The 25,724-nt window shown below is 71.9% G+C and carries 27 protein-coding genes; 9 read left to right on the plus strand and 18 right to left on the minus strand.

The features are described from left to right. Positions 1–70: 70 nt before the first annotated feature. Entirely contained in the window at positions 71–2,527 is a 2,457-nt protein-coding gene (locus tag ACSHV8_RS19295) for an ATP-binding protein (RefSeq protein WP_436535005.1), read from the plus strand. Between the two features lie 39 nt (positions 2,528–2,566). Then, positions 2,567–5,248, plus strand: a complete 2,682-nt coding sequence (locus tag ACSHV8_RS19300; protein WP_436535007.1) for an ATP-binding protein — start codon at positions 2,567–2,569, stop codon at positions 5,246–5,248. Positions 5,249–5,252: 4 nt separating this feature from the next. On the opposite strand, the gene ACSHV8_RS19305 is transcribed toward ACSHV8_RS19300, so the two are convergent. From ACSHV8_RS19305 to ACSHV8_RS19325, 5 genes are read right to left on the minus strand one after another with little or no spacing between them, the layout of a single operon-like run. Beyond that, on the minus strand, positions 5,253–6,623 hold the full coding sequence (locus ACSHV8_RS19305) for an FAD-binding oxidoreductase (RefSeq protein WP_436535008.1): 1,371 nt from the start codon (positions 6,621–6,623) through the stop codon (positions 5,253–5,255). A gap of 40 nt (positions 6,624–6,663) precedes the next feature. Further along, entirely contained in the window at positions 6,664–7,449 is a 786-nt protein-coding gene (locus ACSHV8_RS19310) for an oxidoreductase (protein WP_436535010.1), read from the minus strand. Continuing rightward, positions 7,449–8,417 carry an alpha/beta fold hydrolase gene (locus tag ACSHV8_RS19315; protein WP_436535012.1) on the minus strand — a complete coding sequence of 323 codons (969 nt, stop codon included), beginning with the start codon at positions 8,415–8,417 and terminating at the stop codon, positions 7,449–7,451. The genes ACSHV8_RS19310 and ACSHV8_RS19315 overlap by 1 nt, the downstream gene beginning before the upstream one ends. Further along, entirely contained in the window at positions 8,417–9,208 is a 792-nt protein-coding gene (locus tag ACSHV8_RS19320) for an alpha/beta hydrolase (RefSeq protein ID WP_436535013.1), read from the minus strand. The genes ACSHV8_RS19315 and ACSHV8_RS19320 overlap by 1 nt, the downstream gene beginning before the upstream one ends. A gap of 54 nt (positions 9,209–9,262) precedes the next feature. Next, positions 9,263–10,228 carry an EamA family transporter gene (locus ACSHV8_RS19325; protein ID WP_436535015.1) on the minus strand — a complete coding sequence of 322 codons (966 nt, stop codon included), beginning with the start codon at positions 10,226–10,228 and terminating at the stop codon, positions 9,263–9,265. Positions 10,229–10,298: 70 nt separating this feature from the next. Between ACSHV8_RS19325 and ACSHV8_RS19330 the strand changes: the two genes are divergently transcribed. Further along, the gene (locus ACSHV8_RS19330; protein ID WP_436535017.1) at positions 10,299–10,850 is read left to right on the plus strand and encodes a CGNR zinc finger domain-containing protein; all 552 of its coding nucleotides are present in this window, start codon (positions 10,299–10,301) and stop codon (positions 10,848–10,850) included. A gap of 28 nt (positions 10,851–10,878) precedes the next feature. Next, positions 10,879–11,439, plus strand: a complete 561-nt coding sequence (locus tag ACSHV8_RS19335; RefSeq protein WP_436535019.1) for a hypothetical protein — start codon at positions 10,879–10,881, stop codon at positions 11,437–11,439. 63 nt (positions 11,440–11,502) lie between these two features. Here the strand turns inward: ACSHV8_RS19335 and ACSHV8_RS19340 are convergent, their stop codons facing one another. The 3 genes from ACSHV8_RS19340 to ACSHV8_RS19350 are packed head-to-tail and all read right to left on the minus strand — an operon-like array spanning position 11,503 to position 14,557. Then, the gene (locus ACSHV8_RS19340) at positions 11,503–12,771 is read right to left on the minus strand and encodes a hypothetical protein (protein WP_436535021.1); all 1,269 of its coding nucleotides are present in this window, start codon (positions 12,769–12,771) and stop codon (positions 11,503–11,505) included. Between the two features lie 10 nt (positions 12,772–12,781). Next, positions 12,782–13,486, minus strand: coding sequence for a methyltransferase family protein (locus ACSHV8_RS19345; protein ID WP_436535023.1), 705 nt, complete (start codon positions 13,484–13,486; stop codon positions 12,782–12,784). A 48-nt stretch (positions 13,487–13,534) separates the two neighbouring features. Then, on the minus strand, positions 13,535–14,557 hold the full coding sequence (locus ACSHV8_RS19350) for an alpha/beta fold hydrolase (protein WP_436535025.1): 1,023 nt from the start codon (positions 14,555–14,557) through the stop codon (positions 13,535–13,537). Positions 14,558–14,649: 92 nt separating this feature from the next. Between ACSHV8_RS19350 and ACSHV8_RS19355 the strand changes: the two genes are divergently transcribed. After that, positions 14,650–15,123, plus strand: coding sequence for a carboxymuconolactone decarboxylase family protein (locus ACSHV8_RS19355; RefSeq protein WP_436535027.1), 474 nt, complete (start codon positions 14,650–14,652; stop codon positions 15,121–15,123). 286 nt (positions 15,124–15,409) lie between these two features. Here the strand turns inward: ACSHV8_RS19355 and ACSHV8_RS19360 are convergent, their stop codons facing one another. Together ACSHV8_RS19360 and ACSHV8_RS19365 are read right to left on the minus strand one after the other, a co-directional pair. Next, entirely contained in the window at positions 15,410–15,793 is a 384-nt protein-coding gene (locus ACSHV8_RS19360) for a response regulator (RefSeq protein WP_436535029.1), read from the minus strand. Positions 15,794–16,539: 746 nt separating this feature from the next. Then, entirely contained in the window at positions 16,540–17,505 is a 966-nt protein-coding gene (locus ACSHV8_RS19365; RefSeq protein ID WP_436535031.1) for a helix-turn-helix transcriptional regulator, read from the minus strand. A gap of 56 nt (positions 17,506–17,561) precedes the next feature. Between ACSHV8_RS19365 and ACSHV8_RS19370 the strand changes: the two genes are divergently transcribed. Continuing rightward, a complete protein-coding gene (locus tag ACSHV8_RS19370) occupies positions 17,562–18,206 on the plus strand; it encodes an alpha/beta fold hydrolase (protein WP_436535032.1) in 645 nt (214 codons plus the stop codon). A 4-nt stretch (positions 18,207–18,210) separates the two neighbouring features. Here the strand turns inward: ACSHV8_RS19370 and ACSHV8_RS19375 are convergent, their stop codons facing one another. Next, positions 18,211–18,837, minus strand: coding sequence for an alpha/beta fold hydrolase (locus ACSHV8_RS19375; protein WP_436535034.1), 627 nt, complete (start codon positions 18,835–18,837; stop codon positions 18,211–18,213). A 113-nt stretch (positions 18,838–18,950) separates the two neighbouring features. Here ACSHV8_RS19375 and ACSHV8_RS19380 point away from each other — a divergent pair, with 113 nt between their 5' ends. Beyond that, on the plus strand, positions 18,951–20,714 hold the full coding sequence (locus tag ACSHV8_RS19380; protein WP_436535036.1) for a thiamine pyrophosphate-dependent enzyme: 1,764 nt from the start codon (positions 18,951–18,953) through the stop codon (positions 20,712–20,714). Here ACSHV8_RS19380 and ACSHV8_RS19385 read toward each other — a convergent pair. The 4 genes from ACSHV8_RS19385 to ACSHV8_RS19400 form a co-directional block, all read right to left on the minus strand. Next, entirely contained in the window at positions 20,711–21,565 is an 855-nt protein-coding gene (locus tag ACSHV8_RS19385) for a hypothetical protein (RefSeq protein ID WP_436535038.1), read from the minus strand. The genes ACSHV8_RS19380 and ACSHV8_RS19385 overlap by 4 nt on opposite strands. A 159-nt stretch (positions 21,566–21,724) precedes the next feature. Then, entirely contained in the window at positions 21,725–22,270 is a 546-nt protein-coding gene (locus ACSHV8_RS19390) for an alpha/beta hydrolase (protein WP_436535040.1), read from the minus strand. A 13-nt stretch (positions 22,271–22,283) separates the two neighbouring features. Continuing rightward, positions 22,284–22,424, minus strand: a complete 141-nt coding sequence (locus tag ACSHV8_RS19395) for a hypothetical protein (protein ID WP_436535042.1) — start codon at positions 22,422–22,424, stop codon at positions 22,284–22,286. 66 nt (positions 22,425–22,490) lie between these two features. Beyond that, positions 22,491–22,850, minus strand: a complete 360-nt coding sequence (locus ACSHV8_RS19400) for a hypothetical protein (protein WP_436535043.1) — start codon at positions 22,848–22,850, stop codon at positions 22,491–22,493. A gap of 223 nt (positions 22,851–23,073) precedes the next feature. Here ACSHV8_RS19400 and ACSHV8_RS19405 point away from each other — a divergent pair, with 223 nt between their 5' ends. Further along, positions 23,074–23,268 (plus strand): hypothetical protein, encoded by a 195-nt coding sequence (locus tag ACSHV8_RS19405; RefSeq protein WP_436535045.1) that lies wholly within the window; start codon positions 23,074–23,076, stop codon positions 23,266–23,268. On the opposite strand, the gene ACSHV8_RS19410 is transcribed toward ACSHV8_RS19405, so the two are convergent. Together ACSHV8_RS19410 and ACSHV8_RS19415 are read right to left on the minus strand one after the other, a co-directional pair. Beyond that, positions 23,213–23,662, minus strand: coding sequence for a hypothetical protein (locus ACSHV8_RS19410; RefSeq protein ID WP_436535046.1), 450 nt, complete (start codon positions 23,660–23,662; stop codon positions 23,213–23,215). The two genes, ACSHV8_RS19405 and ACSHV8_RS19410, sit on opposite strands and share 56 nt — an antisense overlap. A gap of 11 nt (positions 23,663–23,673) precedes the next feature. Beyond that, entirely contained in the window at positions 23,674–24,387 is a 714-nt protein-coding gene (locus tag ACSHV8_RS19415) for an MFS transporter (RefSeq protein ID WP_436535048.1), read from the minus strand. A 93-nt stretch (positions 24,388–24,480) separates the two neighbouring features. Between ACSHV8_RS19415 and ACSHV8_RS19420 the strand changes: the two genes are divergently transcribed. Next, a complete protein-coding gene (locus ACSHV8_RS19420) occupies positions 24,481–25,059 on the plus strand; it encodes a Dps family protein (protein WP_436535050.1) in 579 nt (192 codons plus the stop codon). A gap of 109 nt (positions 25,060–25,168) precedes the next feature. Here the strand turns inward: ACSHV8_RS19420 and ACSHV8_RS19425 are convergent, their stop codons facing one another. After that, entirely contained in the window at positions 25,169–25,552 is a 384-nt protein-coding gene (locus ACSHV8_RS19425) for a cupin domain-containing protein (RefSeq protein WP_436535051.1), read from the minus strand. Between the last annotated feature and the right edge of the window lie 172 nt (positions 25,553–25,724).

Below are 25,724 nucleotides of genomic sequence, written 5' to 3' on the forward strand. Positions count from 1 at the left end.
GGATTTGATCAGTTGGTCGTCCGTCAGGTGACGTACGCGCCCAGTTTTTCGCCGCCCTAGGGTTCCCTTGGTGAGCCCAGCGCCGTCCCCCGTCTCCGCCATGATCGGCCGCGAGGGACCGCTGTCCCGTCTCACCGAACTGATCGGCCGGGCGCCCGAGGGCCGCGGCGGCGCGATGCTGATCACCGGCGAGACCGGGGTGGGCAAGTCGGCGCTGATCCGGGCCGCCGCCGGGATCGCCCGGGAGGCCGGCTTCCGGGTCCTGACCTGCTCCGGTGTCGAGGGCGAGACCCAGATCGGCCTGGCCGGGCTGCACGAGCTGCTGCGGGTGATCATCGATCGGGCCGAGATCCTGCCGGTCGAGCACCGCGAGGTCCTGTTCAGCGTGTTCGGCCTCGGGCCGCGGATCGCGCCCGACCGCCTGCAGCTCTCCCAGGCGGTGCACGGCCTGCTGACCGCGCTCGCCGCCGAGCAGCCGCTGATGATGGTGCTGGACGACGCCCACTGGATGGACCAGCCGACCATCAGCATGATCGCGTTCCTGGTCCAGCGGGTGGCCGACGCGCCGATCGTCATGCTGGTCGGCCGGCGTCCGCACGCGGCGACCGCGCTGGCCACGATCGGGCTGGACGAGATCACCCTGGACCGGTTGACCGAGTCCGACGCCCGCGCGCTGGTCGTCCGGCGGCATCCGCGGATGGCCAACCACGTGGTGCGGCAGGTGCTCGACGAGGCCGAGGGCAACCCGCTCGCCCTGATCGAGCTGGCCCGGGAGGCGGCCAGCGGCCGGCGCGACCCGGCCGTGTCGTCGCTGCGGGCGCGGCTGGAGCGCGGCTACGCCACGCAGCTGGCCGCGCTCTCCACCGCCGCCCAGGACCTGTTGCTGCTGGCCGCCGCGGCCAACTCGTCGTCCATCCCCGAGCTGACCGATCCGGCCGAGCGGCTCGGCCTCGGTTTCGAGGCCCTGGACGAGGCCGAGAAGTGCGGCCTGGTCGCGCTCACCCCGACGACCGTGACGTTCCGGCACCCGCTGATCCGGTCGGCCTGCTACGACGCGGCCGGCCTGCACCGGCGGGTCCGGACCCATCAGGCGCTGGCCGATGCGCTGACCGCGAAGGATCAGCCGTCCCAGGCGGCCTGGCATCGGGCCGCGGCGACCTTCGGGTACGACGAGGCGGTGGCCCAGGAGCTGGAGGACGCCGCCACCGGCGACAACCTGCGCGGCCTGCACGGGGCGGCCATGCGCGCGCTGGAACGGGCCGTCGCCCTCACCCGCGACCCCGACCAGCAGGGCCGCCGTCTGCTCCGGGCGGCCGAGTCGGCCCGGCAGGCCGGGATGACCGCGGACGCCCGGCGGCTCGCGGCCCGGGGCACCGAGGTGACCACCGACCCGCTGATCCGCGGGGACCTGGCCATGGTCCGGTTCGCGCTCGACCTCAACTCCGGCGTCCGGGTCTGCGAACCCGAGGAGCTGCTGGACCAGGGTCGCAGCACGGTCGCCGAGGGCCATCCGGCCATGGGCCTGCACCTGCTGGGCTCGGCCGCCTACCTGAGCCGGCGCCGGCCCACGAGCCCGGACGTGCGGGAGCGGATCAGCCGGGCGCTCGACGAGCTGGGCGTACCGGACGACGATCCGCACCTGGTGATCTCCCGGTGTGTCCTGGCCCCCGAGCGGTACGCCCCGGACGTGCTGCCGTTCGTGCACGCGTACGCCGCCGACCCGGCCGCCCTCCCGATGGACTTCGTCTCCGGTCTGGGCAGCGCCGCGCAGGCCCTGCAGGACTGGACCCTGGTCGAGCACTTCTTCTCGGCCGCCGACCGGTTCTTCCGGGCCGGCGGGGCACTGGCCGACTCGGTCGCCGTCCGGGCCGAGGTGGCCTTCTCCCTCGGTGTCCGGGGCCGCCTGGACGAGGCCCTGGCCGAGGCCGAGTCGGTGCGCCGGGCCGCCCGCGACGGTGACCTGCTGATCGCCGCCGCCCTGGCCGAGGCGGTGATCGCTTACACGCACGCCTGGCAGGGCCGTCCGGTCTCGGCCGCGGAACCGATCCGGGCCGACATCGACGCGCTGGGCGCCTGGGCGATCGGGCTGTCCGCGCTGGCGCGGGGCGATCTGCCGGAGGCCTACGACGCCCTGTGCGCCACCGCCGTCCAGTCCGACGTCGCGATGGCCGCGGTCGCCGACCTGACCGAGGCCGCGGCCGGCATCGGGCAGGCCGAGGCGGTGCGCCCGGTGGTCGACGACGCCGAGCGCCTGGCCGAGGCGACCGGTTCGCCGCTGATGCGGGCCCTGGTCCACCGGGCGCGCGCCGTCCTCGGCGAGGATCCGGAGGCCAACTATCTCCGCGCGGTCACCGATGACTTCCCGCTCCAAACAGCCAGAACCCATTTGCTGTACGGCCAATGGCTGCACCGTGCGAACCGGAACCCCGAGGCCAGGGTGGTCCTCGCCACCGCCGCGGCGACGTTCGAGAGGTCCGGAGCACACCCGTGGCTGGCCCGTACCGAGCGCGCGCTGCGGCCCGTATGATCATCGCCCTGACTAGTGGGACCGAGGTGAAACGCCCCGATGGCGAGTCTTTTCGGGCGTTCCGGCGAGATCCACAGGGTCAGCGCCCTGGTCGGTGCGCTGCCCACCCGCGGGGCGGCGCTGGTCGTCCGCGGTGAGGCCGGCATCGGCAAGTCGGCCCTGCTCGCCGTGGCCGTGGACGTCGCCCGGGGCAGCGGCCTGCAGGTCCTGTCGGTCACCGGCGTGGAGGCCGAGAGCCATCTCGACTTCGCCGGCCTGCACCAGCTGCTGACCCCGTTCCTGCGGCTGGCCGAGGCGCTGCCCGGCCCACAGCGCACGGCCGTGCTCACCGCGTTCGGGATGGCCGACGCCCCGCCACCCGATCTGTTCCTGATCGCACTGGCCTCCCTGAACCTGCTTGCCGAAGCAAGCAGCCTGGCGCCGGTGCTGGTCGTCGTCGACGACGCGCACTGGCTGGACCCGGCCACCGCGGCCGTACTGGCCTTCGTGGCCCGGCGCATCGCGGTGGAGCCGATCGGCCTGATGGTGGCCGCCCGCGACGGGTTCGCCACGCCCCTGGACGCGGCCGACCTCCCGGTGCTCCGGCTGGCCCCGCTCGACCCCGAGGCGGCCGAGGAGTTGCTGGACACGCGGGCCCCGGACCTGCCGCCGTCGACCCGCGCGGCGATCCTGGCCAACGCCGAGGGCAACCCTCTCGCGCTGACCGAGTTGCCCGAGGTCGCCGGGCGGCTCGACCCGGCCGGCAACTGGCTGCCGCTGACCACGAGGTTGGAGCAGGCGTTCGCGGGCCGGCTCAGCGGCCTGCCGGAGGCGACGGCCACGGCCCTGGAGGTGGCCGCGCTCAACGACGGTGACGGCCTGGCCGAGACCCTGGCCGCGGCCGGGGTGACCGCGGCCGATCTGGCCCCGGCGATCGAGGGCCGGCTGGTCACGGTCGACCAGGGGCGCATCCGGTTCCGACACCCGCTGATCCGGTCGGCCGTCCACCACCGCATCGACGGGATCCGGCGCCTGGCCGTGCACACCGCACTGGCCGGTGTTTTGGACGCCACGGCCGAACGCCGGCTGTGGCACCGGGCCGCGGCGAGCGAGGGCGCGGACGAGCGGATCGCCGCCGACCTGGACGACGCCGCGCAGCACGCTCAGCAGCGCGGTGCCGTGGCCGGGGCGGTACGGACCCTGGAGATCGCCGCGCGCCTGAGCACCGACGGGCACCGCCGGGTCGAACGGCTGCTGCTGGCCGCCATCTGGGCCACCGAGATCGGCCGGCGCGACGAGATGGACCGGCTCCTCGACCTGATCGGACCGGCCGCCCTCACCCCGGATCAGCAGGCCCGCGCCGCCTGGGTGCGCGGCCGGTTCGACAACCACCTGGCCCAGAGCATCCCGGGTGCCCGGGCGCTGGTGCTGTTCGCCCGCGACGCGATCGACCGGGGCGAGACCGACCTGGCCCTCGACCTGCTGCAGGCGGTCAGCCTGCTCTGCGCGTTCACCGAGCCGGGGGTCGAGATCCGGGAGTCCGTGGTGGCCGCCGCGCGCCGCCTCACCGTGGACGGCGACGACCCGCGGCTGCTGCTCGTGCTGGCGTTCGCCCACCCGGTGGCCTGCGGCGCCGACGTCCTGGCCCGGTTACAACGGCCGGCGCCGGCTGTCGACGGTGCGGCCTACCGGGCCCTGTCCACCAGCGCGAACGCGATCGGGGAGTACGAGCTGTGTCTCGCCCTGGCCGCCCCGGCCCTGATCCACCTGCGCACCCAGGGCCGGCTGGCCCTGCTCACCCGCGCGCTGGCCGTGCAGGGCCGGGCCGCGGTGAACCTGGCCAACCTGAGCATCGCGGTCCCGGCCGCGGAGGAGACGATCCGCCTCGCCCGGGAGATCTCGCTGCCGCCGATCGAGGCGCTCGGCTGGGCGCAGAGCGCACGGATCGCGGCCCTGCGCGGCCGGTTCGGTGAGTTCGAGGCCTGCGCCGCGCAGGCCGAGTTGCTGGCGACCCCGTGGCGCGCGGCCGCGGTCCTGTCGATGGTGCAGCACGCGCGGGGACTGGCCGCGCTGGCGGCCGGCCGGCACCGGGAGGCGGTCGAGCCGCTGCTGCGGATCTTCCGGCCCGGCGACCCGGCGTACCACCTGCTGCACGGCTGGGATGCGATCGGTGACCTGGCCGAGGCCGCGGCCCGCGGACCGGCCCGGCTCCGGGTGACCGAGATCGTCGGCGAGCTGGAGAAGGTCGCCGAGCAGATGCCGACCGCCGCGCTGCGGGTCGGGCTCGGCTACGCGGTGGCCGTCCTCGACGGCGACGAGCAGGCGTTTGTCGATTTCCTGGCCACCGATCTGACCGCGTGGCCGTTCGTGCGGGCCCGGGCCCAGCTGGTGTACGGCGCGTGGCTGCGCCGCCACCGCCGCCGCGCCGAGTCCCGGGTGGTGCTGCGGGCCGCCCGCGAGGCGTTCGACGCGCTCGGCACGGTCCCGTGGAGCGAGCGGGCCCGGCAGGAGCTGCGCGCCTCCGGGGAGACGAGCACCCGCCGGGCGCCGGACGCGCTGGACCGGCTCACCCCGCAGGAGTTGCAGATCGCTCAGCTGGCGGCCGAGGGGCTGACCAACCGGGAGATCGGCCAGCGCCTGTACGTGTCCCACCGCACGGTGAGCACGCACCTGCACCGGATCTTCCCCAAGCTGGGCATCACGTCCCGGGCGGCGCTGCGGGAGGCGCTCGCCCGGGCATGATCCCTCAGGCGGCCGGCCGGATGTTGTGGTTGATCCGGAACAGGTTGGCCGGGTCGAACCGGCGCTTGATCCCGGCCAGCCGCTCGTACGACTCCGGGGTGAAGGCCAGCACCGCGGTCTCCGGCCCGGCATCCCCGGCGAACATGAAGTTCAGGTACCGGCGGCCGGTCGACCACGGTCCCAGTGCGTCGATCAGCTGCTGCTCGTAGCCGTGCAGCACCGCCGCGTCGGGCGGTCCACCGGCCGCGACCAGGAACACGTTGTACAGCGTGTCGTCCCGGTTCCCGACCGCGTTGGGCACCTCGGGCGTGCGGCTGAGCGCGCCGCCCATGTGCCGGATCTCGGCCAGCACCAGCGGCGACGCGGCGTCCGGCCCGGCGAACCGCAGGACCGTGTCGACGGCCTCCTTCGGCAGTTCGCGCAGCAGGGCGCCGTGCTCGAACAGCGGCAGCGGGTCGACCGGGTCACTGTGCACGGACGCGATCGCCGCGTACGGAAGAATCCCGACCGCGTCGATGATCGGCGTCCCCAGGTCACGGAACGGCTGGACCAGCACCGCACCCTCGGACGGGCTGCCCAGGTAGGTGATCCGCAGGTGCGCCACGAGCCGGTCGCGCAGCGGTTCCGGCACGAACGGCAGCGGCGGCAGGTGCAGCAGCCCGACCGAGGCCGACATCTCCTCGGGCAGGTCCTGCGTCCACTCCTGGAACAGGTGCAGCACGTCGGCCGCCAGTTCGCCCGGGAAGAAGATGCCGCCGCCGTAGAACGCCGCGATCGGGAACAGCCCGAACTCGATGGCCAGCACGACCCCGAAGTTGCCCTTGCCGCCGCGCAGGGCCCAGAACAGGTCGGGCTCGCTCTCGGCGGTGACGTGCCGCAGCTCGCCGTCGGCGGTGACCACGTCGAGCGCGGTCACGTGGTCGGCGGCGTAGCCGTGCTTGCGCCCGAACGGCCCGAGCCCGCCCCCGAGCGTGTAGCTGACCACGGTCACCGTCGGCGACGAGCCGTTCAGTGCGGCCAGCCCGACCTTGCTCGCCTGCTCGATGAACTCGCCCCAGCGCACGCCGGCCTCGACCCGCGCGGTCCGCGCGTCCTCGTCGATGACCAGCCCGGTCAGCCGCCGGGTGGTGATCAGCAGCGAGCCCTCGTCGGAGACCGAGCTGCCGTGCCCGGCGCCCAGGATGGCGATCGGCAGGCCGTGCTCGGCCGCGAACCGCACGGCCGCCTGCACGTCCTCGGCGCTGGTGGCGCCGACCACGACCTGCGGGGCGTGCACGACGGTCAGGTTGTAGCCGGCCAGCTCCTCGGCATATCCGGCGTCGCCGGGCAGCAGCACGGGACCGGAGACGCCCGCCCGCAGTGTTTCGAAATTCAAGATCAAGAGCCTTTCTTGAGGGTACGGCGGCCGCCCCCGCTCAGAGGGTGGAGATGAGCCCGCCGTCGATGACGATGTCGGCGCCGGTGACGTTCGCCGCCCGGTCGCCGGCCAGCAGCAGAACCAGGTCGGCGACCTCGTCGGGGCGGGTGAACCGCCCGGTCGCGGTGCCGGCCACGGCGCCCTTGGCCACGTCCTCGGGCGCGAGCCCGGCCGACCCGCCGACGGTCTCGGCGACCCCGCCGGACCCGAGCCACAGGTCGGTCTCGACCGGCCCGGGGCTGATCGTGTTGACCCGTACCCCGCGCGGCCCGACCTCTTTGGACAGCGACTTGGAGAAGTTCGCGAGCGCCGCCTTGCTGGCGCTGTAGTCGATGACCAGCGGGTCGGGCAGCCACGAGTTCACCGAGTTGATCGTGACGATGTTCCCGCCGTTCTCCAGGAGCAGCGGCAGGGCGGCCCGGGTGACCCGGACGGCCGACAGCAGGTTGATGGTCAGGCTGCTGAGCCAGTCCTCGTCGGTGACCGACAGGAACCCGCCGACCCGCGGTTTGACCCCGCCCACGTTGTTGACCAGGATGTCCAGCCGACCGAGCTCGGCCGAGGCCCGCTCGACCAGGGCGGCCGCGCCCTCGGCGGTGCTCAGGTCGGCCCGGACCGGGTGGACGAGCCCGCCGCCGGCCAGCGCGGCCAGCTCCGGGGTGGTGGTGCGGGCGCCGGCCACGACGCGGACGCCCTCGGCCGACAGGGCCTGCACGATGGCCAGCCCGATGCCCTTGCTGGCCCCGGTGACCAGGGCGGTCCGGCCTGAGAGTCGGAGGTCCATCAGGCGGGTCCGGCCAGGAAGGTGGTCAGGATGCCGGTCATCTCGTCCGGGTGCTCCTCATAGATCCAGTGCCCGGAGCCGCTGATGACCTTGCCCTGGACGTTCACGGCGTACTGATGCACCTGGGTCTCGATGTTGCCCCCGAGGCTGCCGTCAGCGCCGATCGCCAGGACGGGCATCGGCAGCGGGGTCTTGATGTTGACCTCGTTGTCCTTGATGTCCTGGGGGAACGCGCGGAACCACTCGAAGCTGGCCCGCAGGTGCGCGTCATCCTTGAGGTAGTTCGCGAAGACCTTGACGTCCTCGGGGCCGATCGACCCCTTGACGTCCATGAGCTGGTCGGTGAACAACCGCACCCAGGTCTCCTCCTTGCCGTCGACCATCTGCTCGGGCAGGCCGTTGGTGAGCGAGAAGAAGCCGAAGTTCCACACACCACGGCCGACTGCGGGCAGCGCCGGGAAAGAGTGGATGGAATTATCCGGAATCGGGGCCTCGCTCAGCACGAGCTTCTTGACCTCGGTCGGGTTGGCCGCGGCGTACGCGTAGGCGACCATCGTGCCGATGTCGTGCCCGACCAGCCGGATGTCCTTGTTGAGGCCGATCTTGACCAGCAGCCCGTGCAGGTCGGCGGCCATCGTCTTCTTGTCGTAGCCGCCGGCCGGCGCGTCGCTCTTGCCGGCGCCGCGCAGGTCGGGCGCGACGACCGTGTAGTGCTTGGACAGCTCGGGCAGCAGGTCGTGCCACTCGTACCAGGTCTCCGGGTAGCCGTGCACCAGCACCAGCGTCGGGCCGTGACCACCGCGGACGTAGTTGATGCCGACGTCGCCGACGCGCACCTTCTGCTCGGTGAAACCCTTCGGCAGCCGGCTGTCGGCCAGGCCGTGGCCGTGCGCGTAAGCCACGACCGGGGTGCTCAGGGCCACGGCGGCGACCAGCGCGGTGGCCGCCGCCTTCAGCGTGATCCGCATCAGAGACCCTGCTCCTTCAGCCAGGTCAGCGCGGTGTCGGCCACCTCGCGCCAGCCGGAGTCGATGGTCAGCGAGTGCGCCTTGTCCGGGAAGTCGACGATGTCGGTGACCGCGTGCGAGTGCCGGTACTGCTTGAGGGTCGAGCGGACGACCACCTCGGGCACGGTGTGGTCCTTGCCGCCGGCCATCAGCAGCAGCGGGCCGCGCGACTCGTTGGCCGTGTCGACCTTGGCCGGCGAGTGCGGGTTGAAGTTGGCCGCCGCGGCCTCGAACAGCGGCTTGCCCGGCGCCGGGATCGCCCAGCGGTCGAACAGCTCGCGGGACTCCTCCTCGGAGATCGCGTTGCCGAAGGCGTACCGGAACTGCTCGGGGGTCAGCGAGACCGCGCGCTTGGCGTTGGCCGGGTTGCTCAGCACCGGGAAACCGGAGCGCAGCGTCGACAGCGGCAGCGGCAGCACGCCCTTGATCTGGGCGGCGTCGACGGCGACGGCGGCCACGCCCAGGTCCAGGCCGAGCAGCTTCTGGGCGATCATGCCGCCGAACGAGTGACCGATCAGGATCGGCTTGGCCGGCAGGCCCTCGATGATCCGCGCGAAGTGGTCGACGACGTCGTCGATGCCGTGACCGGCGAGGGCGTCCGGGTTGGCCCGGGTCTCCTCGACGGTCGCGGCGTCACCCGGCCAGCCGGGGGCGGTGGCGCTGTAGCCACGCTCGGTGAACAGCTCGATCCAGGGCTCCCACGACGTCGCGTGCAGCCACAGACCGTGGATGAAAATGACGGGTACGGACACTTTCGGGCCCTCCTAGCCTTGATGCCTCGAATACGGCGTCAGGCTAGGAAGGACCTAGTGGGCAAAGAGTGGACGAGCCTCTTCCTCTTCCGCCACGGCAGGTTCGGCCACGACCACCGGGGGCTCGGCCGGGATCGACGCGATGCCGGCCAGGATGAGCACCCCGCCGAGCATCTGCAGCGGGCTGAGCCGCTCCCCCACCACGATCCAGGCCAGGATCGAGGCGAAGACCACCTCCAGCAGGCCCACGAAGGACGCGAGGCGCGACCCGAGCTTGCCCGAACCGAAAATCCCTGAGGCGTACGCGATGGCAGTCCCGAAAACCGCGACCACCCCGAGCGGCACCCACCACGGCACGACCGCCCCGAGCAGCGGAACGTCGCCGAACGTGGCCCTCATCGGCACCGCCCCGACCGCGCCGGCCAGCCCCAGCACCACCCCGCCGAGCAGCAGCCCGACCCCGGCCAGGGCCACCGGCGGCAGCCCGTCGGCCGGCTTGGCCGCGACCACGAAGTAGACCGCGCAGCCGATCGCCGCCGCGAACGCCAGCGCCAGCCCGATCGGGTCGACCGCCTGCAGCGCGCCCGGCCCGATGACCAGGACCAGGCCGCCGATCGCCAGCACCGAGCCGATCAGCACGGCCGGGCGCGGCAGATGCCGGGTGACCGCCCAGGTCCAGAGCACGAGCAGCAGCGGCGCCAGGTACTCGACCAGCAGCGCCGTCGACACCGGCACCCGGCTGATCGCCGCGAAGTAGGTCAACTGCGTGAACGCCACCGCGATGACGCCCATCCCGAACAGCCGCCACCGGCCGCGCCACAGCGCACCCCAGTCGCCGCGCAGCGAGAGCAGCACGAACGGCAGCAGCAGGAGCCCGGCGGTCAGCGCCCGGACGGTGACCGCGGCGGCCGGCGACCAGCCGGCCTCCAGCAGCGGCTTGATGAACGCGCCGGACGTGCCGAACGACGCGGCCGAGATCACCGCGGCGGCCAGCCCGGTGGACTGCGGCGAGAGTTTCACGGCGCCTCCTCGGTCATGGACTAAGTTGTTTATGGCCCTGACGCTAGATCTGGTTCAGTGAGGAGTCAAATTGCTTTTTGCCCCTGACACAGAGGAGGCGCTGGAGTTCGCGGTCGTGCTCGCCAACACCGACGCGGGCGCGTCCAAATCCGGCACCGACGAACTCGCCACCGTCGATCACCTGCGTGAACTGCTGTCGCACAACATCTTCAGCGGACGCGTCGACTACGACGACGCCGAGATGGCCGAGGTCCGGGAGGCCCGGGCCCAGATCCGGGCGGTGTGGACACTCGGACCGGACGAGGCGGTCGAGGCGGTCAACCGGATGCTGCGGGAGGCGCACGCGTTGCCGTACCTGACCCGGCACGACGGCTCGGACTGGCACATCCACGCCACCGGGCCGGACGCGCCCCTGGCCGAACGGATCCGGGTCGAGGCCGCGCTCGCCCTGATCGACGTCATCCGGATGAACGAGATGGGCCGGTTGCGGGTCTGCGCCGCCGACGACTGCACCGGCATCTTCATCGACCTGTCCCGCAACGGGTCGAAGCGGTTCTGCACGGTCCGCTGCGGCAACCGGATGAACATGGTCGCGTTCCGCGCCCGCAAGGCCGACGGATAGCGAGCGCCGGGCTACTACGGTGATCCCCGTGAGCGAGAACCTGCCGAACGTCCCGCAGGCCTACCAGCCGCCGGTGAACGCGCCGGTCGATCCCTACGAGCCACCGGCCCCCTACCAGAACCCGCGACCCGGTCGGGGCACCCGGGTTCTCGGCATCATCGTCGGCGCCTTCGGCGTGCTGGTCGTCCTCGGCGCCCTGCTGCTGGTCAGCCGGTCCGGGCACAGCGACCCGGCCGAGCCGCAGACCGCCGCCGCCCCGGCCCGGCCGCAATCCGCCGCCGCCCCGCCGCCGGCCTCGGCCGGTGTGCAGGAGCTCCCGGCGCTGCCGCCCACCGCCGAGTCCACTCTCGAGGACGCCACCGACGGCGCCGCGACCTGGATCCACTTCACCAACAGCACCGGCGGGACGGTCACCGTGATGTGGCTCGGCTACGACCACAAGCGGGTCAAATATCTCGACCTCGACCCGGGGCAGGGCTACGACCAGCAGACCTACGCCGGGCACGTCTGGGTCGTCACCCGCCCCGACGGCACCGCGATCGCCGTCTACCAGGCCACCGCCGCCCCGGCCCAGGCCGTCATCCGCTGACCGCTCCGGGCCCGGCCCACCGGCCGCCGTTGAAGCCGTGCCCGCCGGCGCCGGTGCGTACGGTCAGCCGAGGTCGGGCGGGAGCTCCCACAGGGCCCGGGGCAGGCGGGCGTTGCTGGCGGTCCAGATCATCGTCAACCGGCACACCCCGCCCGGCGCCCCCAGCGCCACCATCGGCTTCGACTGCTGGTTGAGCCCCTTGAGCCCGAACAGCGCCACCTCGTGCTGCGGCGACCGCCCGGCCGCCCGCCGCTCGTCCTGCCAGGACCGGAACGCGCCGGCCAGCCGCCACGGCGCCGACCCGGCGAGCTGGTCGTAGAGGCTGCGGACCCAGGTCTCGGTGTACCGCGCGTACGAGTAACTGATCGGATAGCCGTCGAGCAACGCGGCCAGATCCGGGTCCACCTCCACCCCCGACAGGGTGAGCGCGTCGGCGATCGCGTGCCGGTCGAGCAGCTCGGTGATCGGGCGCACCTGCTCGGCAGAGGGCGCCTGCCAGCGCTGCTCGGGCGTGGCCGCCTGCCCGGACGTGCTCCACAGCCAGGGCAGCCGGTCCCACCGGTGGTCCTGGTTCACGTCGATGAGCGCCTCGACCCCGGCCACCAGGTCGTCGCCGTCGGCCCGCACGGACAGCCACGGGCCGCGCTTGCCGAGCACGATCCCGTACCCGGCCAGGGCGACGACGGCACTGCGGGAATACCGCCCCGTACGGTCGCGCGGGAAGTGGAAGCACAGCTGCGCCTGATCGACATCGGTCAGATGCGCGGCGAGCTCGTCGCGGTGCTCGGCCGGGACCGCGGACTCGTCGACCGCGATCCGGACCCGGGCCGCCCCGGCCGCGGTGTGCCGGGCCGCGAGCTGCCGGGCCCGGCGGGCCAGCCGTTTCGGGTCGGGCGGCGGCGGGGTGGCCCGCAGCGTGTCCCGGTAGCCGTGCCAGAGGCGGATCGCGTCGACCACGCCCTCCTCGGTGCCGACCAGCTGCCGCGGCGCCCACACGGCCGAGCCGTCCCCGGAGTCGTCCAGGGTGGTCACCTCGAAGTAGACGTCACCGTCCAGGTCGTACTCCAGGTCGACCTCGCGGGTCCACAGGTGTGGATCCGTCGAAGATTCACCCGTGCGGTGGGCGGCCACGACGGTGACCTGCATGCTGCCCGGCCCGGCGGGCTCGTCGACGACCAGCCCGGTCAGCCCGTCCGGGATCTGCCCGTAGAAGTCGTAATACGGCGTGAGCAGGCCGAACGAAACCGGGATGCCGAGCCGGCGCAGCCGTTCCAGCACGCCGGCAAGCAGCTGCTGGCGCTGGTCACGGTGTCGGTCGAGGGGCGCGGACACGGCCGCCATACTAGCGTCGAATCGCGCCGGGCACGATCGACGGGACTCGCTTCGCGTACCCCTGATAATCGGCGCCGAAGCGGGCCCGCAGGTCCCGTTCCTCGAAGCGGATCCCGACCAGGATGTATCCGGTCGCGGCGAGCGCGAAGAAGAGGTGTCCCACGCTCATTCGCGGCGTCGCCCAGAAAGCGATCATCATGCCGAGCATCAACGGATGCCGGGTCCACCGATAGAGCCAGCGTTCCTGGAATTCCGGCGCCCGGTAATGGCGCCCGCGCAGCCGCGTCCACGCCTGCTTCAACCCGAACAGATCCCAGTGGTCGACCATGTAGGTGGACCAGATCGCCAGCGCCCAGCCGGCCGCGTAAACCGTCCACAGCAGAACGCTCGGCAGCCCGCCGACCTGCCAGATCAGGTGCGGAACAGGCTGCCACCAGAAGAGCAGCGCGAGCATCGACAGGCTGGCCGCGAACACGAACGTGCTGCGTTCGGCCGGCTCCGGGATCAAACGGATCAGGGCCTTCTTGAATCCGGCCCGGGCCATCACGGTGTGCTGCACCGCGAAAATGAGCAGCAGAGCGGCGTCGATCGCGAGGGCGGCCGGTGCCGGCCGGGTGGCCGCCGCGTCGATCGGACCGGTGAGAAAGACGATCGCCCAGACCGTGCTGGACAGAAACGCCGCGTACGCGACGACGGCGTAGCCGATGACAATCATCAGTTCATTCTCATCACGGCGACACGGCCGGACAGGCGGGAAAATACCTCAGTTGGCGGCGCCGGTCGCCACGTACCAGGCGGCGATCTGCGCCCGCGACCGGAAATCCATCCGCAGCCGGATCCGCTCGACGTGCGCCTCGGCCGACCGTTCGGCGATGCCGAGCCGCTCGCCGATCTCCCGGTTCGTGCAGCCCTCGGCGATCAGCGCGGCCACCTCCCGCTGCCGCGCAGTGAGCGACGGCAAAGCGCCGCGCCGCCGCACCGGCAGCCCCAGAAAACGCCGGATCTCCCTGATCAGCGGCTCGACGTCACCGATGTAGGGCAGGTGCGAGCGCCCCGGGACCACCACGAACCGCGAGCCCGGGATCCCGTCCGCAAGCCGCCGCCCCTGCTCGATCGGCGCCGCCCGGTCCCGATCCCGATGCACCACCAGCGTCGGCGCCGTGATCCGGCCAAGAAGATCAAGAACATTGATTCGGTACGCCATGAGCAGCATCGCGCCGGCCGTCTCCGCGCTCGCCGCCTCGCGCTGGTAGCGCGCGAACGCCGCCCGCACGCCCGCGTCGGCGTCCGGCGCGAACACGTTCCCGAGCAGGTCCGACGCCAGCCCCCAATGCTGGCGGACCAGACCGAGCACGTGCTCCTGGATGGCCGGCGCGGCCACGTCCGGCCCGTACGCCCAGCCGCCGTAGAGCACCAGCCGCGACACGGTCGACGGATGCTCGGCCGCCCACGCCGCCGCCACCGCGGCACCGCTGGAGATGCCCATCAGGTCGAAGCGATCACTTCCGGTCGCGTCGAGCACCGCCCGGAGCGCGTCGAACTCCCGGTCGAGCGAGTGCTCCGGGGCGGCCGGCGTGGACAGTCCGCACCCCGGTTTGTCGTACCGGATAAGCCGTCGCCCCTCCGAAAGAGCCTCGAAGAAGCCGCGCTCGGCGGGCAGGGCCCAGCTGAGCTCCAGGTGGCTGAGCCATCCGGACAGGTAGACCAGCGGCGGCCCGGACCCGCTCACCGCATAGGCCACCCGCGCCCCGCCCGGCGACACGGCCCACGCGATCCGCTGCCCCATCACACCAGTCTATGAGACCCAGGTCACGTCACATTCCGCGGCTCGGCGGGGTCCTAGTGATGTCATCGCCACCCTGACGAAGGAGACCCATCATGGGCGCTCGCCTGGACTACCAGAACACCGAGATCGGCGGCAAGGTCGTCAAGAACCTCTTCGCGGCCAGCCGTGCCATCGCGTCGTCCACGCTGCCGCACTCCACCGCGCACCTGGTCGAGATCCGGGCCAGCCAGATCAACGGCTGCGCGTTCTGCGTCGACATGCACACCAAGGATGCCGCCCACCAGGGCGAGACCTCCACCCGCCTCAACCTGATCGCCGTCTGGCGCGAGGCGACCGTCTTCACCGAGGCCGAACGGGCCGCGCTCGAACTGGCCGAGCAGGGCACCCGCATCGCCGACACGGCCGGCGGCGTCCCCGACGACGTCTGGGCCAACGCCGCCAAACACTTCGACGAGGAGCAGCTGGCGGCGATCGTGTCGCTGGTCGCCCTGATCAACACCTGGAACCGCCTGAGCATCATCACCCAGCGCCCGGCCGGCGACTACGTCCCCGGCCAATACAACTGACCCCACCACCCCACCCAGCCCCCACCCCGAAACCCCCAGCCCCCACCCCGGGCCCCCGCGTCGCCCGCTCCCCCACCCCGGGCGTCACCGGGCCGCTGCGCCGCCCGCTCCCCTGCCCCGGGCGTCGCCGGCCGGCTGGCTCTCAGTGCTGTCGCAGCCCCTCCAAGCAGCCCTGAGAGCCAGCTCAGGCTGGTCAGCTGGCACTGACGGCTGCCCCAACCCCCTCGAAACAGCACTGAGAACCAGCTCAAGCTGGCCAGCTGGCGCTGAGGGCTGCGTACCTGATCTACGTCGCGCGGACCGCGCCGGCGTGGTTCAGCGCCGTGTTCACACAACTCAGGAGCTCGCTCCCGGCGAACGGCTTGTGCAGCAGCAGGTTGGCGCCGATCCGCAGCACCCGGTCGTCGCCGGGCATGAGCACACCGCTGATGCAGATGACCGGCAGATACTCGGTCGCCGGGTTCCCCCGGATCGCCTCACACAGTTCGAATCCGTCCATCTCCGGCATGTCGACATCACTGATCACCAGATCCGGATTGTGGAACAGCACGGCCCGCCACCCCTGCTCGCCGTCACCGGCCGGGATCACGGCATGCCCGGCCCTCCGCAGCAGTAGCAGCGAAATCTCACGAATGTCCGGGTCATCCTCGGCCAGGACAATGGTTGCCATACGGCCAAGGGTTCCCGCCCGAACCCCCGTCTAACGTCCGACCTTCACCCCCAATTTCCCGTACGTACTCCCGCCCGGCCCCGCCGAGCCCCCCAACCCCGCCCCTGCTCCAGCCCACCGCCGCCTCCCGCAAGCCGGCTGGCGCTGAGGGTTGTCTCAAGCCCCCCAAAGCAACCCGGAAAGCCAGCCGAGCCCAGCCAGCTGGCGCTGAGGGCTGTCTCGCCGGGCCGGAGGCAACCCTCAGCGCCAGCCGGGCCCGCTGCCGCCGAGAGCCGAGCGGCGAGCGGGGGCGGGAGGCGGCGACGAAGGCGAGAGCCGGGCGACGGGCGGGGGCATGGGCAGGCAGGCCAGCGAGACAGCCCGGAAAGCCAGCCGAGGCCGGCCGGCTGGCGCTGACGGCTGTCTCGCCGGGCCGGAGGCGGCCCTCAGCGCCAGCCGGACTGCCGTCGCCCAGGCAGGGAGATGGTGGCGAGCAAACAGCCGGCGGACAACACGGGCAGCGCGGAGCGGCGCGGACGGCCCGGCACGGACGGCGCGGCACGGGCAGCACGGCACGGGCAGCACGGCACGGCGCGGCGCAAGGTAGGGCGGCGCGGCGCGGCGCGAGGTAGGGCGGCGCGGCGCGGCGCGAGGTAGGGCGGCGCGGCGCGGCGCGAGGTAGGGCGGCGCGGCGCGGCGCGAGGTAGGGCGGCGCGGCGCGGCGCAAGGTAGGGCGGCGCGGCGTGAGGTAGGGCGGGTGGGGTGGGTTAGGGGTGGGGGTGGGCGGCGTTTTGGAGGCGGGTGGCGAGGGTGGTGAGGGCGGTGCGTAGTTCGGGCGGGGTTTCGACGGTGAAGTCGTGGCCGAGGGTGGCGAGCATCTGGGCCATGCCGTCGAGGTTTTCGGCTCGGGCGGTGAGGCGGACGTCGGGGCCGGAGCGGGTGAGGGTGGCCGCGGTCGGGGGGATCCGGCGGCGTACCTCGTCGAGGTCGGCGTGGACCAGAACGGACACCTCGTGGCGCCAGGCGGAGGTGGCCAGGCCGGCCGCGACGTGCGCGGCCGGGTCGAAGCCGGCCGGGACCGAGAACGTGCCGGGGAGCACCGCGGCGGCGGTGATCCGGTCGAGGCGGAACGTGCGGACCGACGCGCGGGCGTGATCACGACCGGTCACGAACCATTTTCCGGCGTGGAACACCAGCCCGTACGGATCCAGTTGCCGCGACGCCGGCTCGGCGCCGGGTTTGGCGTACGTGAACGCCGCCGGATGGTGATCGCGGGCGGCCGAGGCCAGCGTGAGCAGCGTTTCCGTGGCCGGGTTGGCGCCGGTCACCGCCCGGTTGGCGGCGAATTCGAGGGTTGCCAGCAGTGCGTCGGTCCGCGCCCGCAGCCCGGCCGGCAACACCCGCTGGATCTTGGCGAGGGCGGTCTCGGCGGCGGCCGCGGTGGTGGCGAGCCCGATGCGACGGCCGGCGACCAGGCCGAGCAGCACGGCCAGGGTCTCCTCGTCGGTGAGCATCAGTGGTGGCAGCCGGTAACCGGGCGCGAGCGTGTACCCGCCGTACCGTCCGCGCCGCCCTTGAACGGGAATCCCCAGTTCGGCGAGGTGACCGGCGTAGCGCCGGACGGTCCGCTCGTCCACGTCGAGCCGCGACGCGAGGTGACCGACGGTGACTCCGGCCGGGGCGGCCTGGAGTAACTCCAGGAGCCCGAGCACCTTCCCCAGCGACTGTGGCACGGGCCACACGATATACCGGGCGGAAGCTGCCCGGAATAGTGCCTAGCGTTGGCCGCATGACGACATACGTGCTGGTACCGGGGTTCTGGCTGGGCGGCTGGGCGTGGGACGAGGTGGCCGCGAAACTGCGCGGGCAGGGCCACGACGTGCGGGCGATCTCGCCCGTCCTCGACCCCGGCACCCGGGTCGAGGATCACGTCCGGCAGCTCACCGACGTGCTGGCCACCCTGGACGACGTCGTGCTGGTCGGCCACAGCTACGGCGGGTTGATCATCACCGCGGCGGCCGATCGGGTGCCGGCGCGGATCGCGCGCCTGGTCTACGTCGACTCGGGGCCGATGCCGGACGGCATGTCGCAGGCCGACTTCGACGGGTCGGCGCCGGCCGCGGTCGACGGCATGCTGCCGGTGCCGGTGGACGCGCCGCCGGCCGCGACCGGCTTCGACTGGGCGATCGTTCGCGGTCGTGGCCGCCCGCAGCCGGTCGACACCGCGACCGATCCGGTGCGGCACGGGGACGGGTGGCGGGCCATCCCCCGTACGGGAATCCTCTGCTCTTTCTCCGAGAAACAACTGCGTGAGCTGGCCGTGAACGTCCCCGCCTTCGCCCTGATGGTCGACGGCGACTGGACCTATCACGAGATCCGAACCGGACACTGGCCGATGTTCTCGGAGCCCGCCGCCCTCGCCGGATGCCTGTGATCGGCTACAGCGCGGCAGCCAGCTCGCGGGGGTGGCTCAACGCGGGCGTGTGACCGCCCGGGATCACCTCAGGTTCGACGCCGAGGCGGTCCCGGGCGACCCGGCGGACGAACGCCGGCGGCATCAGGCGGTCATCGAGACAGAGCAGAACCTTGGTGGGTACGTCCGGCCAGGCGCTCAACGGCGACGGCTCCCCCAACCGGGTCTCGGACTGGCGGCGCCCCCGCTTCCGCGCCTCCGCGGCCAGGTCAGCGGGCACATCATGGTAGAAGAGGTCGTCGTGCTGGGCGCGTGGCTCGTCGGCCCAGCCCGTGTCCGCCCAGTAGTCGGCCGGTGCCTCGCCGGGCGCCGGGATCATCGGCGCGACGAGCACGAGCCGCCGCACGGGCCGCCGCGCGCAGACCAGCGGGGCGACGAAACCACCGAGCGACTGACCGACAACGATCACGTCACGGCGGTCGCCGATCGCGGCCACCACCGCGTCGGTGTATTCGACCAGGCCGGCCGAGTCGTCGTCGCAGGGCAGGTCCGGCGCCACGCTGTCGTGGCCGAGCCGGGCGAGTTCGGCCCGCACGAGATGCCAGTACCAGCCGACATCCCCGGCGCCGTGGATCAGTGCGAACGTGGCCATCCGCCCATTGTGCGGCGGGGCCGGGCTCACCACCGTACGGGAAAAGCTGTTTTATGGTTTTCGATGTCACCGCGGACCTGGTTGGGAGGGCCGATTGCGGGTAGCCCACCGGCGTGGCTGAGATTACTTCCGAGGTTCTGATCGAGCGGCTCGCCGCCTGGGGTGTCGACACCGTGTTCGGGCTGCCCGGGGACGGGATCAACGGGATCATGGAGGGCCTGCGGCGGCACTCCGACAAGGTCCGCTTCGTGCTCGTGCACCACGAGGAGGCGGCGGCGTTCATGGCGGTCGCGCACGCCAAGGCGACCGGGAAGATCGGGGTGTGCCTGGCGACGTCCGGGCCGGGCGGGATCCACCTGGCCAACGGCCTGTACGACGCCAAGCTCGACCACGTGCCGGTGCTGGCGATCACCGGGCTGCAGGAGAGCAGCGTGCTCGGGACCGCGTATCAGCAGGAGGTGGCGCTGGACCGGCTCTTCGAGGACGTGGCCGAGTACAACCAGGTGGTGATGAACCCGGCTCAGGTGCCGACGGTCGTGGACATCGCGATCCGGACCGCGTACGCGCGCAAGGGGGTCGCCCACCTGACGATTCCGAACGACATCCAGATCGCGCCCGCCCACGAGGATCCGTATCAGACGGTGGCCCCGGTGCGGGCGCCCGCGACCTCCCCGGTCTATCTGTCCGCGCAGGTCCGGCCGCACGACGACGACCTGCGCCGGGCGGCCGACGTGCTCAACGCCGGAGCCAAGGTGGCGATCCTGGCCGGGATCGGTGCTCGCGGCGCGGGGGCGCTGGTCGAGGAGGTGGCCGCGCGGTTGGACGCGCCGATCGTGAAGTCGCTGATGGGCAAGATGGTGGTCGCGGACGACTCCCCGTACGTCATCGGCGGTCTTGGTCTTCTCGGCACGAAGCCGAGCGAGGAGCTGATGGAGGAGGCCGACACGCTGCTCATGCTCGGGACCAATTTTCCCTACACCAAGTTCCTCCCGCAGCCCGGCGGCGCGAAGGTCGTGCAGGTGGAGATCGACCCGGTGCGGGCCGGCACACGCATCCCGACTGACGTGCCGCTGGTCGGTGACGTCGAGACCGCCCTGCGCGCACTGCTGCCGTTGCTGGAACCGAAGCAGGGGTCGCTGCTGCGGGAGTATCGCGAGAAGTTCGCCGACTGGCAGCACGCGATGGCCACCCTGGAGTCGGCCGAGCGGGATCCGATCGCCCCGCAGTACCTGGCGCACCAGCTGGACCTGCAGGCGGCCGACGACGCGGTGATGACCTGCGACTCGGGCACCATCGCGACCTGGGCGGCGCGGCACTGGCAGATCCGCGGGAACCGGGAGTTCTACCTGTCCGGGACCCTGGCCACGATGGCGCCGGGGCTGCCCTACGCCCTCGCGATCCAGCTCGCCCACCCGGGACGGCAGGTCATCGCCTACGTCGGCGACGGCGGTTTCGCGATGCTGATGGCCGAGTTCCACACCGCGGTCCGGTACGACCTGCCGGTCAAGGTCGTGATCAACAACAACAATTCGCTCGGGCAGATCCTCTGGGAGCAGATGGTGCTCGGCTATCCCGAGCACGGGGTCCGCTTCGGCTCGCCCCTGCCGGACTACGCGGGCTGGGCTTCGGGTTGCGGAGCTTTCGGCGTACGGGTGGACAAGCCGGGCGACGTCGCCGACGCGCTGCAGGCCGCCCTCGCGCACCCCGGGCCGGCGCTGCTCGACGTCGCGGTCAACCCGGACGAGCCGCCCCTGCCCGGGAAAGTCACCTACGAGCAGGCGAAAAAGTTCGCCGCCTCGTGGTTGAAGGGGCAGCCGCACAAGGCGTCGATCGCCACCACCCTGTTCAAGGACAAGATCCAGCAGCTGCGGGACTAACCGCAGTTGTCGGTGATGGTGAGGCCGTGGCCGGAGTCGAGGATGGCGTTCGGGTCCTCGGTGGGGCCGGTGGTGGCGCCGGTCTGGCTGCCCGGGCGCAGCAGTCCCTTGCGGGCGGCATCGCAGTCCACCCAGGCCATGTACGACTCGGACTTGGTCAGCCACATGCCGGTGTCGGCCTTGGCCAGGCCGTCGGCGTGCGGGAACTCCCACTGGATCTCGTCGTGGGCGGCGGCGATCCGCGGGTCGCCGCCCTGGAAGGCGTACACCCACATGAAGTTCGTGGTGACCTGCAGCCAGCGTGTGCCGTCGTCCTCCACCGAGGTGAAGGTGATCTTGCCGTCGACGCGGGGCTCCTCGGCGGCGTCCAGCGTGGCGGCCGGGTCGATCCAGGTCGCGACCGAGGAGAACCGGGTGTCACCGAAATACTTGGTGATCTCGGCGCGGCTGCTCGGCGCCAGCGTGGCCAGGAAGCCGGACGGGTCGTGCTTGACCAGCATCTTGTCGTCCAGCCGGGCGGCGATCAACGCGTCCCGCACCGTCGCGAGGGACGCCTTCACCTCGGCGGCGGTGAAGCCGGGCACCGCCTTCGCGGGCGGCAGGACGATTCCGGCCTTGCCCTTCGCGTACGACTGGGCGGGCGTCCCCTGGAACGGGCCGTACGTGGCCGGTTCGGAGTCGGCCGGTTTGGAGCCCGACGCCAGCGGAATGTAGCTCTGCGACGGGTTCGCGGTGGAATCGGAGGCCGGTTCGGCGTTCATCCGGTGGACGACCGCGGCCACCACCAGGAGCGCGACGACAACGATACCGGTGATTTCGATCGGGCCGACGGCCCGCTTACCCTGACCCACGATGACGCCCCCGAAGCCGTGATGATCGCGGATCATATAGGTTCGCGCGTCACCCCGGTCGGCCCGATCACCGGTGCCGGTCGCCCCCTTCGGCGGCGAAGGCCGACGGTCTGGATCACGGCGGGTCGTCGCGACCGGGTTCGGGCCGGCCGGTGGCGTCTACAGGCCGCTGACGAACTCGTCCATGGCGACGGTCATCTCGCGGAGGATGTCGACCGAGCGCACCGGATCCCCGGCGATCTCCAGGCTGTGGTCGGCGACCTCGGCCTCGTGGAACGGCCGGCCGAGGTCACGCGCCAGCTCCGGATCCCAGGACGGATCGCCGGTGCTTCCGAGCAGCAGGAACGGCGCGGTGGCCCGCCGCAGGTCGGCCGGCAGGCCGGTGTCGCGCAGGACCGGGGTCAGCCACACCGCGGGCAGGCTCCGATCCGCGGCCAGTGACGCCGCGTACGCGCCCATCGACTTGCCGATCAGCGCGATCCGCGGGTCGGTCTCACCGTCCAGAACCCGGCCGACGTGAAGATGGACATACGCCGCCAGCTCCCGGTTCCAACCCGCCAGGTCGTCGTGCCGGTGCGGCAGCAGCGTCGGCCAGCGGACGGCCCGCGCGGCCCACCCGTGTTTCTCGAACACACCACCGGCGTAGTGCAGCAGCGGCCGGTCGGCCGAGTACTGATAACCGGGGAGCAGCAGGGCGAGCGCCATCCAGCGATGATATTCAATTGACGACCGGAACGCGCCCCACGTCACGGCGCAGTACCGTCACGGCGACCGCCATCAGGAGCATGCCGGCGACGGCGAGCGTGGGCCGGGCGCCGGCCAGCCCGATCACCGCGCCGCCGGGACCCCCACCGACCACCCTGGGCCCCGGCTGTTCGGGATCAAAACTCGCACTCGCCGAACAAACGACCTGGCCGTGACACCGTCAACTCGGCCTGCGCGGGGACGGAACGCTCCCGTTCGGGAATTGGCGGTTGAAGACGTCCAACTTCTCCTGGACCTGGCCGGCCAGGTCGGGCCATCTCGCGGCGATCGGCAGAAGCACACGCTCATACGTCTCGCGGTCGTTGTAGAGGAACGCCTCGCTCAGCCCCAATCCGGCCTCGACCTTCCTGCGCTCGCCACTCTCCAGCCATTCGCGGCAGACCTCGAATATGTCGTGGCCGTTGTCATCGGTCAGCCAGACAAGATGATCGAGCACCTCACCCAGATCGCTTCCCGAAAGGCTGGACGCAAGTCTCTTGAGCAAACCCTCAAGAATTGCCCGCATCTCTTCTAGAGCCACATCTCCACCAGCGCCTTTCGCCCACAGCTACCCGTCGAGGATTCAGCGAGGGAACCTCGCGCGGAGAACGTTACCGAGCGGTCAGGGCCTGCTCGGATCCGCGGCGGGATGGATCGGTCCGGAGTCCAAGGGTTTCCCGGGGCGGTGTCGGGGCATCGATGAAGAGGAACGGAGTTACGAAGACGACAGGAGGTCGCCCGATATGGCCGGCAAGGAACATGACGTGAACCGCAGTGCCCGCAGCGGCCGATTCGTCAAGGAGTCGACCACGAAGCGTGAGCCCAAGTCGACGACCACCGAGCACGTCGGCAAGGACCGGGGTGACCGCGAGGTGCATCGGAGCACCAGCACCGGCCGGTTCGTCAAGAAGACGACCGCAGAGCTGCACTCGTCGACGACCGAGACGCAGCGGGTCTGACCAGCAGCAATCCCCCGGCAGCGGCGCCGAGCAGCTGACACGCGGCGATGGCGATCAGCAGGACCGACGGGTCGCCGGACGCCAGCAGGCCCCCGGCGGCGGCTCCGGCCGCCGCCGCGGTCACCTTGAAACCGGCACCCAGCGTGAACACCTGGGTGCGTAGTTCCGGCGGCGCCTCCCGGTCGCGCGTGCTGAACACCGCGACCGAGGCGACCCCGCTGAACACGCCCGCGACGGCGAACCAGAGCGCCGGCAGACCGAGCGTGGCCAGCAGGAACGGCACGGTCATGACCCCGGTGCAGAGCAGCGTGACGAGTTCCGGCCGCCGGTGCACGACCGGGACCCGGGTGCAGATCACCGAGCCGAGCAGGCCGCCGCCCGCGCACGCCGACACGATCAGGCCGGTCAGCGCCGGACGATGCCGCTGGCCGCGATCGACGCCGCGGCCAGCGGCATCGCCCCGAACCCGAGCAGTTGCAGCGTCGAGGCGACGGTCACCGCGGCCAGACGACGCCGGCGAAGAAAAACCACGAACCCCGCCATCGGACGTACGCGACGAGCCCGCGACCGCGACGGCCCGCGCAACGGCAGGGTCAGGAACAGCGCGGCGCCCACCACGACGAAGCCGCCCAGTGTAATCAGTGCCCAGGACGCCCCGGCCCACCCGGCGAGGACCGCGGCGACCGCCGGGCCGACGATGCCGGCCGTGCCGTAGGTGCCCGCGTCCAGGCTGAACGCGCGGGTCCGGTTGTCCGGGGCGAGCTCACCGAGCAGGCTGCTCAGGCCGCCGAGCAGCAGCGGGGAGACGCATCCGGCGCCGGCCAGCACGAGCGCGGCGAGCCAGGGCCACCGCCCGACCAGCGTCGAGGTGAGGGCCAGGCTCACTCCGTACCAGATGAATGCCGTTGCATAAAGCAGGCGGCGGCGCCGGACGCGATCGGCGGCCGCTCCGACCAGCGGCGCGGCGAGCACGTGGGGCACCATCAGCGCGGCCACCAGCAGGCCACCGACGGCCGCGTCACGGGTGCGCTCCAGCGCGAGCAGCACGATCGCGACCCGGGCGCCCTCGTCGGCCAGGCGACCGCATACCGCCGCCGTCAGATACCGCGCCAGTGTCATGGCCCCCATTCTTTCCCGGATGAATGGTGTTTGCGCATCTCGGGGGCGGGCACCAAACACGGTGAGTTTTCCCCGGAAAAGGAGTGATGAGCGATGCCACCGCGCAAGCGAGCGACCGTCAGCACCACGACCCCGAGCTACACCGTTCCCGGGGTCAAGCCCGACGCCGCCGGTGAGGTCATCGCGCTGTTGCAGGATCGTCTGAACGCGCTCAACGATCTCGCGCTGACCCTGAAGCACGTGCACTGGAATGTCGTCGGGCCGCATTTCATCGCGGTTCACCAGATGCTGGATCCGCAGGTCGACTCGGTCCGTGAAATGGTCGACGACCTGGCCGAGCGGATCGCCACGCTGGGCGGTTCCCCGGTCGGCACGCCGGGCGCGCTGGTCGCCCAGCGCAGCTGGGACGACTATTCGATCGGCCGCGCCGACACGAACTCGCACCTGGCCGCGCTGGACATCGTCTACAGCGGCGTGATCGAGGCGCATCGGGCGGCGATCGAGAAGACCGACGAACCCGACCCGGTCACCCAGGATCTGCTGATCGGGCAGTCCGGCAAGCTGGAGCAGTACCACTGGTTCGTGCGGGCCCACCTGGAGAACGCGCAAGGGGTTCTGCTGACCGAGGGCGTGCACGACGAGAAGACCGCGGCCAAGCGCGGAAAGCGCTGATTCCCGGCTCGCCGGGCGGGCCGTCGAGAAGCGTCCGAAAATAGGCCGCCGGATCAATTCCGGCGGCCTATTTCTTTGTACGGCCGGTGGTTCCGCGCGGTGTTCGCGGTCACCGCACCGGGTCGCCCCATTCCGTCTCGCCGGTGGCGGTGACCGCGAGGTGGACAAAAACGCTGTCGTCGGTGGCGCCGTGCCAGTGCGGGACGCCGGGTTCGACGTGCACCCAGTCGCCGGGCTGGAGTTCGCGGGGCTCGTCCAGGCCCTCCCACTGGATGAGGCCGTGGCCGGCGACCACGATCAGGGCCTGCTCGCCGGTGTGGACGTGCCAGTTTGAGCGGCCGCCGGGCGCGTAGGCGAAGCGGTGGCCGCGCAGGCCGTCCGGCTTCTGCCGGGTGAGGATCTCGGCCTGCCAGACCCCGCCGGCGAACTTGTCCTCGGCCGCCGCCGGCGACGGGAGCGTCCCTTCCGGCACGACTCTGAAGTAGCTGCTCATGCCCCTCATCATGCCGAACCGGGCGGCGCCGCGGCCGCGGCCGAGGCAGCACCAGGATCCGGGCGGGGAAAGCGGCGCGCGGGTGCGAGATCAGGCACGGGCCGGATCCGGAGGGCGACAACAGCCCCGCGGACTGCAACAAAATGCAAACGTCGAAGTTTCTTGTGTGTTA

Source organism: Actinoplanes sp. HUAS TT8 (assembly GCF_051380535.1).
Classification (GTDB): domain Bacteria; phylum Actinomycetota; class Actinomycetes; order Mycobacteriales; family Micromonosporaceae; genus Actinoplanes.